The 18,192-nt window shown below is 53.6% G+C and carries 9 protein-coding genes; 4 read left to right on the forward strand and 5 right to left on the reverse strand.

Going from position 1 to position 18,192, the window contains the following annotated elements:
* The first annotated feature begins 4 nt into the window (after window positions 1–4).
* Window positions 5–427, forward strand: coding sequence for a DUF1801 domain-containing protein (locus ABNT34_RS17550; protein ID WP_348733954.1), 423 nt, complete (start codon window positions 5–7; stop codon window positions 425–427).
* Between the two features lie 114 nt (window positions 428–541).
* Here the strand turns inward: ABNT34_RS17550 and ABNT34_RS17555 are convergent, their stop codons facing one another.
* The 5 genes from ABNT34_RS17555 to ABNT34_RS17575 are packed head-to-tail and all read right to left on the reverse strand — an operon-like array spanning window position 542 to window position 10,236.
* Entirely contained in the window at window positions 542–2,848 is a 2,307-nt protein-coding gene (locus tag ABNT34_RS17555) for a GH92 family glycosyl hydrolase (RefSeq protein WP_348733956.1), read from the reverse strand.
* A 50-nt stretch (window positions 2,849–2,898) separates the two neighbouring features.
* Entirely contained in the window at window positions 2,899–5,334 is a 2,436-nt protein-coding gene (locus tag ABNT34_RS17560) for a GH92 family glycosyl hydrolase (protein WP_348733958.1), read from the reverse strand.
* 1 nt (window position 5,335) lies between these two features.
* Window positions 5,336–6,547 carry an AGE family epimerase/isomerase gene (locus ABNT34_RS17565; RefSeq protein ID WP_348733960.1) on the reverse strand — a complete coding sequence of 404 codons (1,212 nt, stop codon included), beginning with the start codon at window positions 6,545–6,547 and terminating at the stop codon, window positions 5,336–5,338.
* A 24-nt stretch (window positions 6,548–6,571) separates the two neighbouring features.
* Window positions 6,572–7,804: a sugar MFS transporter gene (locus ABNT34_RS17570; RefSeq protein WP_348733962.1), complete on the reverse strand. Its 1,233-nt coding sequence runs from the start codon at window positions 7,802–7,804 to the stop codon at window positions 6,572–6,574.
* A complete protein-coding gene (locus ABNT34_RS17575) occupies window positions 7,804–10,236 on the reverse strand; it encodes a GH92 family glycosyl hydrolase (RefSeq protein ID WP_348733964.1) in 2,433 nt (810 codons plus the stop codon). The genes ABNT34_RS17570 and ABNT34_RS17575 overlap by 1 nt, the downstream gene beginning before the upstream one ends.
* A gap of 446 nt (window positions 10,237–10,682) precedes the next feature.
* On the opposite strand from ABNT34_RS17575, the gene ABNT34_RS17580 reads away from it, so the two are divergent.
* The 3 genes from ABNT34_RS17580 (at window position 10,683) to ABNT34_RS17590 (ending at window position 18,103) form a co-directional block, all read left to right on the forward strand.
* Complete coding sequence (locus ABNT34_RS17580) at window positions 10,683–11,690, forward strand: LacI family DNA-binding transcriptional regulator (RefSeq protein WP_348733966.1); 1,008 nt, start codon at window positions 10,683–10,685, stop codon at window positions 11,688–11,690.
* 567 nt (window positions 11,691–12,257) lie between these two features.
* A complete protein-coding gene (locus ABNT34_RS17585; RefSeq protein ID WP_348733968.1) occupies window positions 12,258–15,224 on the forward strand; it encodes a TonB-dependent receptor in 2,967 nt (988 codons plus the stop codon).
* Window positions 15,225–15,271: 47 nt separating this feature from the next.
* Window positions 15,272–18,103, forward strand: a complete 2,832-nt coding sequence (locus ABNT34_RS17590; RefSeq protein WP_348733970.1) for a discoidin domain-containing protein — start codon at window positions 15,272–15,274, stop codon at window positions 18,101–18,103.
* The last annotated feature ends 89 nt before the right edge of the window (window positions 18,104–18,192 follow it).

The raw sequence follows: 18,192 nt of genomic DNA on the forward strand, positions 1-18,192 counted from the left end.
AGCAATGTCAGAAGCGCACAACGCAAAACCCAGCCGCCTGATGTTATTCCCGGATGCGCTGCCGCATCAACCAGCCATCGACGACTGGTTTGCGGCAAAGCCGGCGCTGCTTGGTGACATAGCCCGGCATTGGTTTGTCGTGCTGCGCCAATGTGGGCCTGATGTGCAGGAGCTGCTGCATGACGGTCATCCGACTGTTTGTGTGGGCACAGCCGCTTTTGCTGAAGTCAATGTGTTCACTGCCCACGTCAATGTCGGGTTTTTCCGCGGCGCTTTATTACCAGACCCGCAGGGGCTGCTGCAGGGCAAAGGCAAGTTTATGCGGCATGTGAAGTTAAAGCCTGGGGAGCCGGTGGATACCGTAGCTTTGTTGCAATTGATCCACACAGCCTATTCCGATATGAAAGTTCGGGTGCAAGCCAATTAGCTAAGCCTGCTTTGCACGGCGTGTGACGCCCAGCGGGCTGGCGCTTGCCGTTACCTACTTGTAGATGCTTTACAAATCCGCCACCGAACAATAGTCCACCAGCATGTTGGTCAATTAATCCTTTGCACTTAACTCCAGCACACCGCCTTGCACCAGCGCCTGATGCGAAACAAAAGGCGTGGGTAGTGTTTGTTGGTTCCATAGCAGCTTGCCGCTGGTTTTCTGTTTGATTTCAATCACTTTTCCCGGATAAAACGCAGGGTCTAAGGCGATGCGGGCGGCTTTTACCCGTGGTTGAAACAGTGTGTAATTTGGGGTGCCTGGTTCGGTCGGGTACAGGCCGAGCATGCTGAACACCAGCCAGGCCGACAGCGTGCCGGCGTCGTCATTGCCGGGTAGCCCAGCGGCGCTGAGGCCATAGTGCTGCTGAATAAGTTCATGCACTCTTTGGCTGGTAGCGGCGCGGCTGCCGGGGCGTTCTGCTTCTAAGTAGTTGTATAAAAACGGATAACTGATGTCCGGCTCATTCGCCATATCAAACTTTTTCAAGTTGAAAGTCTGGTCAAGCGCTGTGCGAAAGGTGTCAGGGCCGCCGGTGAGCGTAATCAGCTGCGGTATTGCATGCGGCAGGTAAAAGCGGTAATTCCAGGCGGTGCCTTCGATGTAGCCCGGCGTGGGTTCAAAATTGCGTCCACCATCCGGGTTAAAGCTACTGAGCCACTGACCATTTTTTTGTTTGGGTCTGAACATGCCGCTGTCTGTATCAAATAACCGGGTAAACAGCTGCGACTGCGCGGCAAACCGCGCCGCATCGGCGTCGTGGCCTAAGGCTTTGGCAAAGCCGGCGAGGTTAAAGTCGGCGAGATAATATTCCAGGCTGGTCGAGACCGAACCATCAAAGGGGCCTTCATCATCGACCGGCACATAACCCAGTTGCAGATAGTCGCTGTTCTCTGGCCGGATCGGGTTTTTCGCCTGCATCCGCGCGGCTTGTTGCTGGCCCGGTTTGGCGCTGAAATCTGGTTTGTTGACACTGGACGGCGTCAGCGCAGCGCGGCGCATCGACTGATAAGCGGCGATGGTGTCAAAATCGGTCAGGCCACGCTGATAGCTGTCGTTCACCATCACAGTCGCCGGGTCGCCGACCATCACGGCTTTTTCCATGCCGGCCAGTTCCCATTTCGGCAGATAACCGGCTTCTGTGCCCATAGCAACGACTGAGCGCAGCATTTGGGTCTGAATGGCCGGATACACCAGGCTTAACAGCGGGTGCAGGTTGCGGTGGGTGTCCCATAACGAAAATACGCTGTAACGCGGGCTGCTGCTATTGCCAGTGCTACTGCCGGCCGGGCCAAATTTAGGGTAGTCGCCGTTGACGTCACTGATCACCGACGGGTGAATCAGGCTATGGTACAGCGCAGTGTAAAAACGGATTTTGTCTTCAGTCGTCGCGTCGATATCGATGCGGCTTAATAGCTGGTCCCAGGCGGCACGGGCTTGCTGGTGCGTTGCATCAAAGGCAAACTTTGCTTGTTCGCGTTCTAAATTTTGCCGGGCATTGGCGATGGAGACAAAAGAAATCGCCAGCTGCAGTTCCAGCTGTTCGTTTTGCTTCAGGTCATAGCTGAAATAAGCGCCGATATCATCGCCGGCCAGTTCCTGCCGGTAATTCGGATAGGGCTTGTAGCTTTGATTGTGTGAGCTCCAGTCGGCTTCGACGGCGCGTACCGCCGGCATTTTTTTGTAAAGGCCTGCGACTTTTGGCGTTTTGTTGACCCTTGCAACAAAATACACCGGCCGCGCCTGCTCGCTGTGATAACAGAAAGTGCCGATTTGGCGGTAACCTTCCACTTCAGTGTCCGACACCAGCCTAGCCATAGCGCCGCTTTCATTACTGAGGCCAAGGCCTAAATTCAACAGAATATGCGCTTGCCCGGCCGGAAAAGTGTAACGGCTGATGCCACTGCGCAGTGTGCTGGTCATCTCAGCCCGGGTCTGATATTTGCTTAACGTCGTGGCAAAGTAGCCAGCGCTCGCGCGCTCTTGCTGATAAGTGCTGCCGTACAGCGCCGGGTCGAGTTGCAGCGCACCGGTGGTTGGCATCGCCAGCAACACACCTAAATCGGGGCAGCCGACACCGCTTAAATTGACATGGCTAAAGCCGGTTAAAAACTGGTTTTCTTTGATATAAACCCGTGAATTCCACGCAGCGTCTTTATCAAAGGTGTTGAGTTTGCCGCCAAAGGCGACATTAAAAGGCGCCACCGATAACAGCGCATGCGGATACTGCGCGCCGGGGTGGGTGGCACCAAAGTTGGCGGTGCCGATCATCGGGTCGACATATTGTGATGGCGCCGGGCTGTATGGCGCAGCGCTATGTGATACCGCTGTTTGCGCCGCTGCGACGGACGGAAGCAGCACGGACGGAAGCAGCAAGGCGGTCCATACAATAATCAGCGAGTTCCGCATTTCTAATGATCCTTTATCTGTTCGGTTGCCGTCGCACTCATCTCAAATTCCAGCAGTCCGCCTCGCATCAACGCCTGATGTGACAGCAAGGCGCCTCTCAGTGGCTTGCCATTGAGCCGCACTGCTTTAACATACGGATGCTGTTCGCTTTGATTATTCGCGATAATTTTCAGCACTTTACCATTACCAAGCCGAAGCGTCGCCTGGCTGACCAGCGGCGAGCCCAGCACATAATCACCCGACACCGGGTCGACCGGATAAAAGCCCAAAGCGCTGAACAAATACCAAGCCGACATCTGGCCGGCGTCTTCATTACCGGCCAGACCATCCGGAATAGGCTGATATAAAGTGCGCATAATCTGCCGCACTAAAGTCTGGGTTTTGTCGGGCCGGCCGGCGAGGGCGTACAAATAAGGCACATGGTGACTCGGTTCGTTGCCATGCACATATTGACCAATAAACCCGGAGATCCATTCCGGCAGGCCGTGGTTATCGCCAAGTGAGTTGACGCTATGCACCGGATCTGCGACACCTTTTTTCTGCTGACCGGTTAAAAACATCGCATCCAGTTTGGCGACAAACGCCTGCTGGCCGCCATGCAATTTAATAAGCCCGCTGACATCATGCGGCACAAAAAAGCTGTATTGCCAGGCGTTGGCTTCGCAATAATCTTCCGGGTGATAAGCCTCGGGGTTAAACGGCAGGCGGAACTGGCTTTGCTGGTCTTTGGCGCGCATAAAGCCACTGGCGGCATCAAAATGCTGGCGGTAGTTTTGCGCGCGGCGGTCAAATTCTGCAGCGATATCAGGCTTGCCAAGCTTGTGGGCGAGGCGGGCGACGGCCGAGTCGTCAAAGGCATATTCCAGCGTCAAAGCCACGTTCCAGGGCCGCTCGCTAAAAGGCACATAACCAAGCTGACGATAACTCTGGATGCCAAACTTCTCGTGATTTTGCTCGTCGTTGGCGCTAGTAAGTGCCGCCTGCAAAATCAACGCACCGAGGTTGCCGTCCGGGTCCGGCAACAGGCCTTTGAGGTAACTGTCGACCAGCACCGGCACGGCGTGATATCCCAGCATCATGTCGGTTTCATTGCCCTGAAAATTCCACACCGGCAGCCGGCCGGCGTGTTGATAATGCTCCAAAAGACTAAACATCATCGCCTGATGGCGTGGGGTATCAAACAAGGTTTTCCATGGATGCAAAGCGCGAAAAGTGTCCCACAAGCTGAAAAAATCATAGTGCTGATTGCTGCTAAGGGACTGGTTTGCCGCCGCAGTGTTGCTGCGCTGCAGTGAGTGCACTTTACCATCCGGGCCGCGATACTGGCCGTCGGCGTCGCTATAGACCCGCGGTGCTAAAGCACTGTGATACAGCGCGGTATAAAACTGGGTTTTGGTTTGGGCGTCGGCTTCAATTTGCACTTGCGACAGTTCCGTACGCCAGGCCGCTTGGGCCTGTTGCATTGTGATGGCGAAGTTGCCGGTCTGCTGTGCGGGTGTCGAGGTTTGTGTAGCAAGATCAGCGGTTAAATTAGCCGCAGCACCGGCGACACTGACAGAACTCAGTGCAGTGCGTAGCAGCAATTCGCGTGGGGCGCCTGCGCTATGATTGGATAGGGGGCCAGTAAACTGCGCCGTAAATAGCGTAGGGCCGCTTTGGGCACATTGGCTTAAATCCGCTGGCAGCGCCTGTGACAAAGATTTTACCGGCACCAGCGGCACCGAGCTTTTACTATAGAAAAATACCTTTTGATCTTTAGCCCAGCCGCTGGAAAAGCGGTAACCAGCCAGCGTGTAAGCATCAGGCTGATATAAACAAGTGGCCGTGGTGCTGTCCCAGTTGCGGCTGTAAGTTAAATCCAGCTGCAGCATCGCCGGCGCACCGGCTTTTAAATAACGGTATCTCTGCAGGCCGGAGCGCAAAGCGGCGGTTAATTCCACCTCAATCTGGCTGTCTTCCAGCAGCACCCGGTAATAACCCGGGCTGGCAGTTTCAGTGGCGTGGCTGAAGTGCTCGCTGCGCACCAAAGCGTCTTTGCCACCCGCTGCCGGCAGGGTTTGAAAATATTCGCCGCTAAAGGGTAAAAACGAGATGTCGTATAAATCACCGGCGCCAGTGCCGGATAAATGCAGGTGGCTGAAACCGGCGATTTGGCGGTCCGGGTAAAAATAACCGCTGATCCAGTCCCAGCCACTGCGGCCATTGTCGGGGCTTAATTGCACCATGCCATAAGGCACTGTCGCGCCGGGGTAGGTTTTGCCTTTGCCGTCGGTGCCAATCAACGGATTGACCCAATGCAGCGGGTCGGAGCTTTCTGTTGCGGCTGGCGTTGCCGGCTCTGAGGCAGAGTGTTGCTGCTGACAAGCACTTAGCAGCAACCCTGAGACTGCTAAACCCGGAACAAGCCAGACCAACTGCAACTTCTGACCCCGGCCCATCTTAAACTCCGCTATTTGTGACAGACGTGACGCCCATACCGCGCAGCACTTCAATCACGGCGCACAGCGTGTGGTAATCACACTTGGCACCGGCGGCGGATTTTTCATTGCTGAGCTTGTGGTTCGCGCGCGTTAACAAGCGGAACCAGGCGCCATATTGGTGATCGACCATGTGTTCCCAGCTGTATTGCCACAGCGCCTGATACGCCGCCATGTAGCTGATATTGTTAGTGGCCTGATACAGCAGCGCTGCGGCTGCCATCGATTCGGCCTGCACCCAGAAGTATTTGTCGTCGTCACACCAACGGCCATCCGGTGCAAAGCCATAAATCAGACCGCCGTGCTCGTGGTCCCAGGCTTGTTCATAAGCGCGGTCAAACAAGGCGCGGGCGCGGTTTAACATCCAGTCTTCTGGCTGGTGGCGGTGCAGAATTAACAGCAGCTTGGCCCATTCGGTCTGATGGCCGGGCTGGAAACCCCAGGGCCGGTACAGGTTTTTCGGGTCGTCTTTGTTGTATTCGACATCGATTTTAAACTCAGGCGTGTAATGCTCCCACACCAGACCGTCGGTTAAATCGGCCTGACGCACGGCAATATTGGTCGCCAGCGTATAAGCGCGGTCTAAAAATAACGGCTCACCACAGGCTTCAAACGCCGCCAGCATGGCTTCACACAGATGCATATTGGCATTTTGGCCGCGATAATTGCTGAGCACACCTTGTTGGCTCAGCTCGTCGGCGTACAGGCCATAATCAGCCTGCCAGAACCGTTCTTCCAGCAGCTGATAGACGCGGTGCAGCGTGGTTTTGTCGCGAAGGCCGGCTTTCACCGCAGCGGCATACGCCAGCATCACAAAGGCATAACCATAAGCCTGCTGCGTGTTATCAAGCGGCTGATGGTCCTGCAAAGTCCAGGCGTAACCGCCACTGCCATCGGCCATTAGCTGCTCGCGCCAGTGCACCTGCTCCAGATACTGCAGGCCATGCTCGGCGATGGCTTTATAGTCGTCACGGCTAAATAACAGTGCGGCGCTGACATAGTTGACGATAATGCGTGTGCTGCTGACCAGCTGGCGAAAACCCGGCGCAAACAAAGTACCGTCATCCAGATAGTTATGAAAATAACCGCCAGACGGGTCGACCACTTTGTCGTCGTAAAATTTCAGGATGTCCTGGCAATGCTGCAATAAAAACTCAGAGCTGTAAAAATTCATCAAATCACCTTTTTCGAAATCAGATCAAACGGATACGCGGCTTTGCCGCCAGTGCCACCACGCAAAGCCGGCGATGTAAACATAAGCCAGCAGCGGCACGATAAAACTGTGTTGCACACCAATGTTGTCGGCGGCGACGCCCTGCAGCAAAGGCACTAAAGCACCGCCGACAATGGCCTGACAAAGCAAGCCTGAACCCCGGCTGGTTAGGTTGCCTAAGCCGGCAATGCCATGGGTGAAAATAGTCGGGAACATAATCGAATTAAAAAAGCCGATGCTAATTACGGCCACGGCGGCCAGCATGCCGGTCTGGCTCATTGTCAGCAATAACAGCGCGATAGCCACAACGGCATACAGGGCTAATACCAATAAAGCATTGATATACCGGGTGATCACGGCACCGGCAAAGCGGCCCAACATGGCGCCGCCCCAATAATAACTAACCCATGTACTCGCGGTTTGTTCGTCGAAAGCACCGAGTTCCGGCAACGCCAGATAATTAATCAGAAAACTGCCAATCGACACTTCGGCGCCGACATACAAAAAAATCGCTGCAACTGCGCCATAAAACGGCAGTGGCAGGCGTGCCGGCGTGTCAGTCACCGGTGTTGCTGCTTCAGTGTTTGATTCTAAAGCTGGCAGTTTTAGTCTTGCAAAAATCACCGCCACCAGCAGACAAAAACCAGCGAGCAATAAATAAGGCAGCTGCACTGCTTTGGCATCATTTTGCGCCGCGGCAAAAATCAGTGCCGCGCCAAACAATGGCGCCAGCGTATGCCCCAGTGAATTGACCGCCTGCGCCAGACTGAGCCGGCTTGCCGCCGTGCGCGCACTGCCCAGTGCCGCCACATAAGGGTTAGCCGACACCTGCAGCAGAGTGACACCGCCGGCCAGTACAAAGAGCGCAGTCAGAAACAGCGGGTAAGTCGCCAGTTCCGCCGCCGGATAAAACAGCAGACAGCCACTGGCTAAGGTCACCAGTCCGGCCAGAATGCCGCCCAAAAAACCAATGCGTTCAATTAACCGGCCGGCCAGCGGCGACAGTAAAAAATAAGCGCCAAAAAAGCACAGCTGCACCAGCATAGCCTGGGTATAGCTGAGCGAAAATGCCGCTTTGAGGTGCGGGATCAGGATGTCGTTCAGTGCTGTGACAAAACCCCAGATAAAAAACAACGAGGTCATCGCCAGAAACGCAAAGTGACTGCGGCCAGAGTCGGCCGTCGTGGTGGTGGAAGCAGCCGCCGGGATAAATGCCATTAGTGGGTGTCCTTGTTTGAATGGGTGTCCTTGGACGGATCTTCCTTGTTTAAATGGGTGTCCTTGGACGGATCTGTACCAGGCGCAGCCGACACGGAAAAGGGCCGGCTTTGCTCTGTCACACCGCGGGTGGTATTCGGCTCGGAGCTCATGTCAAATCGCAGCTCGCCGCCTTGCAGCAGCGCGTCATGGCGCAGGAAATTCTGCTCAACGGCCTTGCCGTTCCACTGCAGCGCCTGTACATAAGGCCGGTCTTGTTGATTGTTGAGTGCATTGATTTGCAGCACTTTGTCGTTTGGCAGCGTCACAGTGACCGCATTAAACAGCGGGCTGCCGATGACATACTCCGGCACACCAGGCGTTACCGGATAAAAACCCAGCGCGGAGAACACATACCAGGCTGAAGTCTGGCCATTGTCTTCATCGCCGGCATAACCATCCGGCGCTGCGCTGTACAGCTGCTGCATAATGCGGCGCACTGCGGCCTGGGTGCGCCAGGGTTTGCCGGCATAGTTGTACAGGTAGGGCATATGTTGAATAGGCTGATTGCCATGGGCGTAATTGCCAAAATCGACGATTTGCATCTCGCGGATTTCGTGGATAGTAAAGCCGTAGTAAGAATCATCAAAAGCTGGCGGCATGTTAAACACGGTATCGAGTTTGGCGCTAAACGCCTCGTCGCCGCCCATCAGTTGCTTCAGGCCGGCAATATCATGAAACACCGACCAGCTGTAATGCAGGCTGTTGCCTTCGGTAAAAGCATCGCCCCATTTCAGCGCATTAAAAGGCCGTTGAAAGGCACCATCTTTGTTACGGCCGCGCATCCAGCCGCTGTCGGCGTCAAATAAGTTGCGATAGTTCTGCGCCTGCGCGCTAAAACGCTTGGCATCGTCGGTTTTGTCCAGCGCTGTGGCGAGGCGCGCCAGGTTAAAGTCGGCAAAGGCGTATTCCAGCGTGCGGGCGGCGTTTTCGTGAATGCCCACATCATAAGGCACATAACCGAGCTGATTGTAGAGCTGGAGGCCTTCACGACCGACCGATTTGGCTGGGCGGCCCGCTTCAACCTGAGTATTTTTCAGCGCGGCCTGATACAACGTGTCGACATCAAAACCGCGAATGCCTTTGGCATAAGCGTCGGCGATGATCACGGCGGAATTGGAGCCAATCATCACGTCGCGATGGCCTGGACTGGCCCATTCCGGCAGCCAGCCCGATTCTTTGTAGGTGTTGACCAGGCCTTGCATGATGTCGCTGGCAAGCTCGGGGTACATCAGATGGAAAAACGGAAATACGGCGCGGAAAGTGTCCCAAAACCCGTTATCGGTGAACATCTTACCGGGTAAAACCTTACCGTTGTAAGGGCTGTAATGCACGGTTTGGCCGCTGGCGTCAGTTTCATAAAAGCGGCGTGGGAATAACAACACGCGGTACAACGCCGAATAAAAGGTTTTGATGTCGTCCGGATAACCTTGTTGCACCCGGATGCGGCCCAGCTGTTGTTGCCACTCAGTGCCGGCTTTGGCCAACGTCTGGGTAAAGTTATCAGCGCCAATTTCCTGCTGCAGGTTCAGCTCGGCCTGTTCGGCGCTGATAAAAGACGACGCCACTTTGACTTCAATCTGCTCACCTTTGGCAGTATCAAAACCCAAAATAGCGCCAACATGCTGGCCTTTTTGTTCAAGGCTGCCGGCCTTCAGCTGATAACCGTCGGCAAAAGTGTGAGTCAGCTTAAAGGCTTTACTGAATTCCAGTACAAAGTAGTTATGGAAATTGCCCGGTACACCACCGTGGTTGTTGCGGGCGTAACCGATGATTTTGCGCTGCGCTGGCAGGATCTTCACCATAGAGCCTTTATCAAAGGCATCCAGCACTATGTACGAAGCTTTGTTTTCCGGAAAGGTAAAACGGAACTGCGCAGCGCGGGCGGTGGGGGTCACTTCTGCTGTGACGTCATAATCGGCCAGATAAACTTTGTAATGATGCGGTTTGGCGGTTTCGGTTTTATGCGAATACCAGGAGACACGTTCATCCTGATTAAACTTCAAAGCACCTGTCACGGCCATCAGCGCAAAAGCGCCGTAATCATTGAGCCAGGGGCTTGGCTGATGGGTTTGTTTGATGCCACGGATTTTGTGCTGGTCGTACTGATAGGTCCAGCCGTCGCCGATTTTTGCCGTCATCGGCGTCCAGAAATGCATACCCCATGGCATGGCCACCGCCGGGTAGGTATTGCCGTGCGACAGTTCAAAGCTGGAATCTGTACCCATCCGGGTGTCGACATAAGCCAATAAGTTTGGCTGCGGCCTGATCTGATCAGCTGGCAGCGACTGCGATGCAGCAGTGGCTGTGGCAGCTGAAGTGGCCGGTTGCTGCTGGCAGGCGAGTAAGGGGGTTAAGCCAGCGCATAGGATTAAAGCTCTGATTTTAAACATGAAGTTTCAGCCTCATTCAAAGTCCTTTTGCCAGTTTTTTGCCAGAACGCAGCCAGAAGTCAGCCGGCAAACCTCAGCCAAAACAGCGGTGGACGGATAAAATTTGCCCGACTGTAATCGATTACATTTAAAATTGTCCAGCGCATTTTCGGCTGGTACAGCCAGTGTCAGAGCAAAGCCTTGAACTACTTCACTGTTTGTTTTGCTGCTAAGCTGAGTTTTGTTTCAATGTTACCGTTTACATTGTCTGATGCAACAACACTTGCGGATTGTGCACAGCAGTGGTTATATACCTGTTGCGCTGTTTGAATTCGCGCTAAGATAGTGAAGTAAGCTGCTGATCTTAAATAAGATGATCTTGTTACAGCTGTTACTGAAACAGCTGTAACTGTTTAACAAAATCAGTGAAACCAGATGATAAAGCTCTGCTGTGGGAAGTTTGTGCGATGACCAATATTAAAAAAGTCAGTGAACTGGCCGGTGTCTCGACTGCCACAGTGTCCCGCACACTGAAATCACCGGACCAGGTGTCACAAGCGACACGGGAAAAAGTGCTGGAAGCGGTCAAAGCGGCCGGTTACAGACCCAACTGGCTGGCCAGCAGCGTTAAATCCGGTCGTTCCAATACCATAGTGGTGCTGGTGCCCAACCTGGTAAACCCGTTTTTTATGCGCATTATTGGTGGTATCGAACAAGCGGCACAGGAAAAAGGCTTTTCGGTGCTGCTGGGCGATACTCAGGGTTCTCCTGAGCGGGAACACGAATACGCCAGTATGGTGCTGACCAACCGCGCCGATGGCTTAATTCAGCTTGACCATTCGTTTCCATTTTCGGCGGCAGATGCCGATTTGGCCGAAGATTTGCCGATGGTCAGTGTCTGTGAGCGCATCGCGACAGAGAAAAAATATCCGGTGATTGAGCTGGATAACTATGCTGCAAGCCGGGCCTTAGCACATCATTTACTCGGTTATGGCCACAAACATTTTGCTGCCATTGTTGGCCAGATCAGCAGTCAGATTTATCGCGAACGTTTGGCTGGCATCCGCAGTGTGCTGCAGGAAGAACAGATCCCATTTGAACAGGCGCAAATCACCGGTGGCGCTTATACCATCGAAGCCGGCATCGCCGGTGTGGAGCATCTGCTGAGTTTGCCGCAACGGCCGACAGCGATTTTCTGTTTTAACGACGATATTGCGATTGGAGCTGTGCACGCCATCAAAAAAGCCGGCCTGCGTGTGCCTGAAGATATCTCAGTGGTTGGTTTTGATAACATCAAAGTCTCAGCTTTTATCGACCCGCCGTTAACCACAGTCGACCAGCCGGCTTATGACATGGGCCGCCGTGCGGTGGAAGTGCTGGTCAGCCAAATCCGCGGTGAACCTCTGGTTCGCAGCAAAGAAGTCCTGCCATTTCAATTGATTGAACGCGAAAGCAGCGGCCCGGCGCCGTTGTGAATGCCGGTCGGGTAACCACCATCGTGTGACGACCAGAGTCGGGTAACCGCAATCGTGTGACGACCAGAGTGCCCTACGCTTGCTATCTATCTTCCGTTAACGACCATCGTGTGACGAGCAAAGTGCCCACAAGCCAAACATCCAGACGTCTGTTACCGATTACACCCGCCGTTAAACCATCCAAAATACTGGTCTGAACAGCCCGCTCACGGGCGTTTTTCTGCACTCACTGCACCATTCTGGCGCGGTGGAACCAAGTTAACCTACTGAAATTAAACAAATTATACTGTATTGCACTTTGTTTGCACTGATTTGAACTTTTCGCGATTGTACAGATTGACAGCAATTTGTTGCTTCGCTAGTATCAATGGCGTCATGTAATCGATTACATTTAATCGGCAACGACAAAACACAACAGACCGATTTTTTGATGGCGTTGCAGGGGAGACGGATGAGCCGGGCAGTAACTTTGGTAAATCTCAATCCAACACCATGAAAATTAAATAAAAAATAAAGGGACAAACCGGGCTCACCGGTGCGTTTTCACATTTCACTGTGGAGAAGACCATGGTTAACAGGATAGACAGGGCAATTCGGCAACAACACTGGCAGCAAGGCTTAAAAATGTCTGTGCTGTCGCTGGCGGTGATCGCCAGCCTGAACCCGGCTTTTGCCGCCCAGACTGCAGAACAACAAGCTGCAGCGCAAAACGAATCAACCAAGGCTGCAGCCACTGCCGCCGCGAAGAAAAAAGCCGCTGCCGGCGAAAAAATCGAAGTCATTGAAGTGCGCGGTATTTTGTCCAGTATGAGCGAAAACTTACTGAACAAACGTGCTTCTGACAGTGTGGTCGACGTGATCACTGCTGAAGATATCGGTAAATTCCCAGACAAAAACGTCGCCGACTCGCTGCAACGCGTGCCGGGCGTGGTGATCCAGCGTGACGGCGGTGAAGGTGCCACCGTCAGTATCCGTGGTCTGTCATCCGACTTAACCTTAAGCCAGCTCAATGGCAATTTTATTGCGTCTTCGCCGGGTGAACCGAGCCGCTCATTCTCTTACGCCTTATTGCCGTCAACGATGATTGAACGCTTAGAAGTGTTTAAATCTTCCGAAGCACGCCTCGATGAAGGTGGCATCGGCGGTACTGTCATCATGCACAGCCGCAAACCACTGTCGATGGAGCAAAGCTCAGGTGTGCTGAACGTTGAATACAGCAACGCCGACATCACCGATAAAAACGAACCGCAATACAGCGGTATTTATTCGTGGAAAAACGACGCCGAGACCTTTGGTATGCTGGTCGGTTATACCCGTCAGGACCGCACCAACCGCTCGCAGAGTTCACGCGTTAATATCATGAACAAAAACTTCCTGTATCAGGAGCGCAAGGACAACCAGCTGGTGGCAAATGGCGCCAAAGGGTATGCCGCGCAAAGTATGGTGCAGGAAGTGCTGGAAGAAGAACGGAACCGCGAAGGTTTCCAGTTCACCAGCCAGTGGCGTCTGACCGACAAACTGGAAGTCGGCATGAACTATTTCCGCTTCACGCTGGGGCAGAACTCGATTCTGAATCAGTTGGAATACCCAGAGTGGAACAACAACGACAACTACTGGACTGATGTGCGGGTCGATGCAGAAGCTGAGTTTGTCACCGGCATCGATTACTCGACCGGCGTGTCTGGTGCACAGAAGTTATCTGCCATTCCACGCATTAACGGCGAATACAAAATCGAAGAAGCAACCTCTGATACTTTTGATTTTTATGCCACTTACGAAGGCGATGACTTTAAGTCAAAAATGACCTTTGGTCGCACTGAAGCTGAAGGCGGCCCGTCGGAGAAATACCGCGCCGCTTATTATGCCAACGAAGCCTCAGGTTATTATGGCTACGACTTGTCCGGCAAAAAAATGACCACCTACATGGACCCGAACATGATCAATAACCTGGTGGCAGGTATTGGTGGTCAGGCCGACGTCGGTGCGACAGATTCCAGTTTTATTACCGGTACCCAGGAAGAAAAATACGCAAGTTTGGATGTGGATTATTTTGCCGACTGGGGCATCGTCGATACGCTGCGGTTTGGCGTGAAATACCGCGATGGCAAAATCCACCGCGACTCACGTAACACCTTCTATTTAGCCAAAGATTTTGATGTCGCAGCAGCCGAGGCTGCCGGTGGTATTGACCTCGACGATGACTATTCACGCAACGGCGGCATTCCGCCTATTACCAGCGTGGTGTTGCCACATTCGCTCGGCAATTTGTCCAGCGTGATCAATACCAACCTGTTCCCGGCCGTCAACTGGCACAAATATCAGCAGCATCTGGTGGATAACTTCCAGAAATACACGCGGATTGAGCCGAACTACGTCTATGGCGTACAGGAAGAGATCAGCGCGGCTTATGCCCAGGCGGATTACAAATACGAAAACCTGCGCGGTAACATTGGTCTGCGGTTTGTCCGCACCACTACCACTTCAGGTTCGTCAGACAAAATTCTGTATCGCTTAGACTGGAAAGATGCCAACGGCAATCTGTTACCGGAAGCGCAGCAACGGGTGGAGAATTTCGTTTATATCGAAAAAGAAAACACCGAAAACAAAGTGCTGCCAAGCGCTAACTTAGTCTGGGATATCGATGATAACTGGGTCTGGCGTTTTGCCGCGGCCAAAGTGATTGCCCGGCCGGGTTATGACGACATCGGTCAGTTCCAGACGCTGCGTTACACCTCAAACGAATATTCCGCCGACCGCTCAGCGGCCGACGATTTTGACCCGATTTACGACGGCGAAGGCTGGGTCGGTTCAGGTGGTAACAGCGCGCTGAAACCACTGGAATCCACCCAGTTCGACAGCTCGTTAGAATATTACTACGGCAAAGGCTCAGGCTTTGGTGTCGCGGTATTTAAGAAAGACGTCGACAACTTCGTGGTGCCGTTGATTATTGATACGGTGCGTGATTTACCAGTAGTGAATTTCACCCTGCCAAACGCCGGTGGCAAACAAGTCACGGCCGGTGGTGATGGTCTGACCGTGCGGAACTTCAGCACTGTCGCCAACGGCACTAACGCCACATCTAAAGGTGCCGAAGTGTTCTGGCAACATTTCTTCGGCGGCGGTTTTGGTGTTTATGCCAACTACACACGCAACAATACCAACCAGGCTAATGTCGAGCTGGACGGGCAGAAAGTCGGTGAGTCGCCATTAATCGGCAGCTCGAAATACCAGCTGAACTTCTCGGCGTTTTATGAAGACGACCTGTTTAACTTACGGGCTTCTTACAACAAACGTGGCCCCAGTGTTGGCGGTTATAACGCGTCGTGGGAAACCAACTACTACAGCGCGGCTTATGATCAGGTCGACCTGAATGCCAACTACAACCTGACCGAAATGCTGGTGTTATCAGCCTCTGTCATCAACCTGACCAAGTCAGAAACCTATGTCCACCTCGGTAACGACACCGACAAGCGTTTTATCCAGAACGCCTACGGCGGCCGTCGTTATTACATGGGCGCGACTTACCGGTTCTAAGGCTGCGCGTTTCGCGCCGGTTAGGAAAAAATACAGAGGATTAAATGATGAAACAGTTCAAAATCAACATGATGTATGGGGTTGTCGCACTGGCGCTGACCTCGCTGTATGGCTGCGGTGGTGCTGGTGAAGCAGATCCGGCCAATATTCCGGTGACTTTAGACACCACAGCGGCCGATATCAGCGGCTCGGCGGTCAAGGGCACTTTACGTAATGCCAAAGTCACAGTGTCACAGTTAAACGGTTCTGCCATCAGCATTGGCAGTGGCGACCGCACCGGTACCAACGGCAAAGTGGCGTTTTCGGTCACGGCGAAAGAAGGCTTTGGCCTTAACAGCATGCTCAAAGTCGACGTGGCGGCGGATGCCCAGTCCAGCATGGTTTGTGACGCGGTCAAATGTGGCCCTGTGGCTTTAGGCGAAGTGTTAAGCGGTGCGCCATTAACCGGCACCACTTTCTCGACTTTAACCTGGGTGCAGATGCCGTATGCGTCGAAATCTGACGGCGTGGTTGATGCACGCTTCCAGGCCAACGCGCTGACAACTATTGCCAGCAAGCTGGTGGCGGCTGACGTGGCAGCTGGCCGTAATGTATCCGTGCGGCCATTGTATGAAATGGCGCTGGCGGATGGCTCTGCAGTGCTGCTGAAAGCGCTCGGCGTGGCCAGTAAAGCCAACGTTTTCACCACGGATTTAGTCAGTGCCGAGGCCTATACAAATATGGTCACCGGCGAGACCTGCGAAAAAGATGTCTGTAAAGACACTTTAATCGCGCCTGATGCCATCAAGCTGTCTTTATTAAATGCCGCTTTTGCTGCCATCGGTGAAGGCGAGACTTTTAACCAGCTGATGAACGATGTTGCCGCTGCCATTCCATTGGCGCAAGAAGGTGATGTCACCGTCTTAACGCCACTGCGTGAGCGCATGCTGGCGGCGGTAAGCGGCTTGCCTTATCTGGCCAAAGTCGGCCTCAAAGCTGAAGACGTGGTTGATGTGAAGCTGGCCTTTATTGATGCAGCAGTCAGTTCTGGCCCGGTGCGTGAAATTACCACAGATGCGGCAGTGGCGAGCGCTGTGATCACCGGCAGTAACCGCATCAGTGCGGCCGAAGCTGAAACCATGGCCTTTGATGGCAACAACAGCACCAAATGGCTGGACCACCATGACTGGAAAGGTGCGCCAAGTGTCGCCAGCCCAAGCTGGGTGCAGGTGAAGTTTACCGAGCCACAAGCGGTCAATGCGCTGGTGATGACCAGTGCCAACGACGCACCGGCACGTGACCCGGAAAACTTCCAGGTATTAGCATCCAACGACGGCACCAACTGGGTGACGCTGGCCGAGTTTATCGGCGAGAGCTTTGACAAACGCTTGGAGCGCAAACAGTTCCGCTTCGTCAACGGCCTGGAGTTCAGCTACTACAAAGTCAACATCACCAAAAACAAAGGTGATGACACGCTGATGCAAGTAGCGGAGATTGAGTTTGTTGGCCCGGTGTACACCAGCGCCGACCATACCGATCCGGTTGGCACCGGCATTATCACGGCACGCAACCGCATCGGTGCCGGCGAAGCTGAAAGCAAAGCTTTTGATAACGACGTCAACACCAAGTGGCTCGACCACAACGACTGGAAAGGCGCGCCAACAGCGGCCAACCCTTCCTGGGTGCAGATTGACCTGCCGGAAGCCAAAGCGGTCGATACGCTGGTGCTGACCAGTGCCAACGACTCACCAGCACGTGACCCGGAAAACTTTAACCTGCAGGGCAGTAACGACGGCGGTAAAACCTGGACCACGTTGTCGGCATACCTTGGCGAGAGTTTTGACAAACGCTTTGAACGTAAACAGTTCAGCGTCGCCAATAGCCTGGCCTTTAGCAGCTACAAGTTTAATATCAGCAAAAACAAAGGCGATGACACGTTGATGCAAATCGCTGAGATTGGTTTAGTCGGGCCAAAACTGCCGGACTTAAACCATGCGCTGATGGCCGGCGTGACAGTGACAGCCCGTAACGCCATTGGTGATGCAGAAGCAGGCAGTAAAGCCTTTGACGGTCGCACTGATACCAAGTGGCTGGACCATAACAACTGGAAAGGCGCGCCAACCGAAGCCGCACCAAGCTGGGTACAAGTGCAGTTCCCAACACCGGTAGCGGTGAACAAACTCGGCTTAATCAGTGCCAACGACGCGCCAGCGCGTGATCCGGAGAACTTCAATATTGAAGCGTCATTGGATGGCAAAAACTGGGTGAAACTGGGCAGCTGGATTGGCGAAAGCTTCGACCAGCGTTTTGAACGCAAAGTGTTTAACTTCAGTAACGACCTGGGCTTTAGCTACTACCGCTTTAATATCACCAAAAACAAAGGTGATGACACCCTGATGCAAATCGCCGAAATTGAACTGATTGGCCCGCAATATCAGTCGGTGGACCACTCGGCCGCGGCCGGTGTGACCTTCACGGCCCGCAACCGCATCGGTGCCGGCGAAGCCGAAAGCAAAGCCTTTGATAATGATATCAACACCAAGTGGCTGGACCATAATGACTGGAAAGGCGCGCCGACTGAAGCCAATCCGTCCTGGGTGCGGATTGATTTACCAAAAGCGCAAATTGTTTCAAGCCTGGCCATTACCAGTGCTAACGACTCAGCTGGCCGCGACCCGGAGAACTTCAACGTCGAAGGTTCGAACGATGGCGGCGTGACCTGGGTACGTTTAGGCAGCTGGATTGGCGAAAGCTTTGACAAACGCTTTGAACGTAAACTGTTTGAAATGGGTAACGGCTTCGCGTTCAGCAGCTATCGTATCAACATCAGCAAAAACAAAGGCGATGATACCTTGATGCAAGTAGCTGAATTTGAACTGATTGGACCGGTTCTGCCTTAAGTGTGACCCGTGTGCACGGAAGGAGGGGCCAATGCTGGCCCCAAATTCCAGTCCTGACCGGCCAGCTTCTGGCCTGGTGTTTCCCCCGG

Origin of the sequence: Rheinheimera texasensis, from assembly GCF_964031785.1 — a bacterium.
In the GTDB taxonomy this organism is placed as follows: domain Bacteria; phylum Pseudomonadota; class Gammaproteobacteria; order Enterobacterales; family Alteromonadaceae; genus Pararheinheimera; species Pararheinheimera texasensis_A.

Bases quoted from the DNA above. Each gene is read 5' to 3' on its own strand.
- ABNT34_RS17550 (WP_348733954.1), top strand. From the start codon at position 5: ATGTCAGAAGCGCACAACGCAAAACCCAGCCGCCTGATGTTATTCCCG.
- ABNT34_RS17560 (WP_348733958.1), bottom strand. From the start codon at position 5,334: ATGGGCCGGGGTCAGAAGTTGCAGTTGGTCTGGCTTGTTCCGGGTTTA.
- ABNT34_RS17565 (WP_348733960.1), bottom strand. From the start codon at position 6,547: ATGAATTTTTACAGCTCTGAGTTTTTATTGCAGCATTGCCAGGACATC.
- ABNT34_RS17570 (WP_348733962.1), bottom strand. From the start codon at position 7,804: ATGGCATTTATCCCGGCGGCTGCTTCCACCACCACGACGGCCGACTCT.
- ABNT34_RS17575 (WP_348733964.1), bottom strand. From the start codon at position 10,236: ATGTTTAAAATCAGAGCTTTAATCCTATGCGCTGGCTTAACCCCCTTA.
- ABNT34_RS17580 (WP_348733966.1), top strand. From the start codon at position 10,683: ATGACCAATATTAAAAAAGTCAGTGAACTGGCCGGTGTCTCGACTGCC.
- ABNT34_RS17585 (WP_348733968.1), top strand. From the start codon at position 12,258: ATGGTTAACAGGATAGACAGGGCAATTCGGCAACAACACTGGCAGCAA.
- ABNT34_RS17590 (WP_348733970.1), top strand. From the start codon at position 15,272: ATGAAACAGTTCAAAATCAACATGATGTATGGGGTTGTCGCACTGGCG.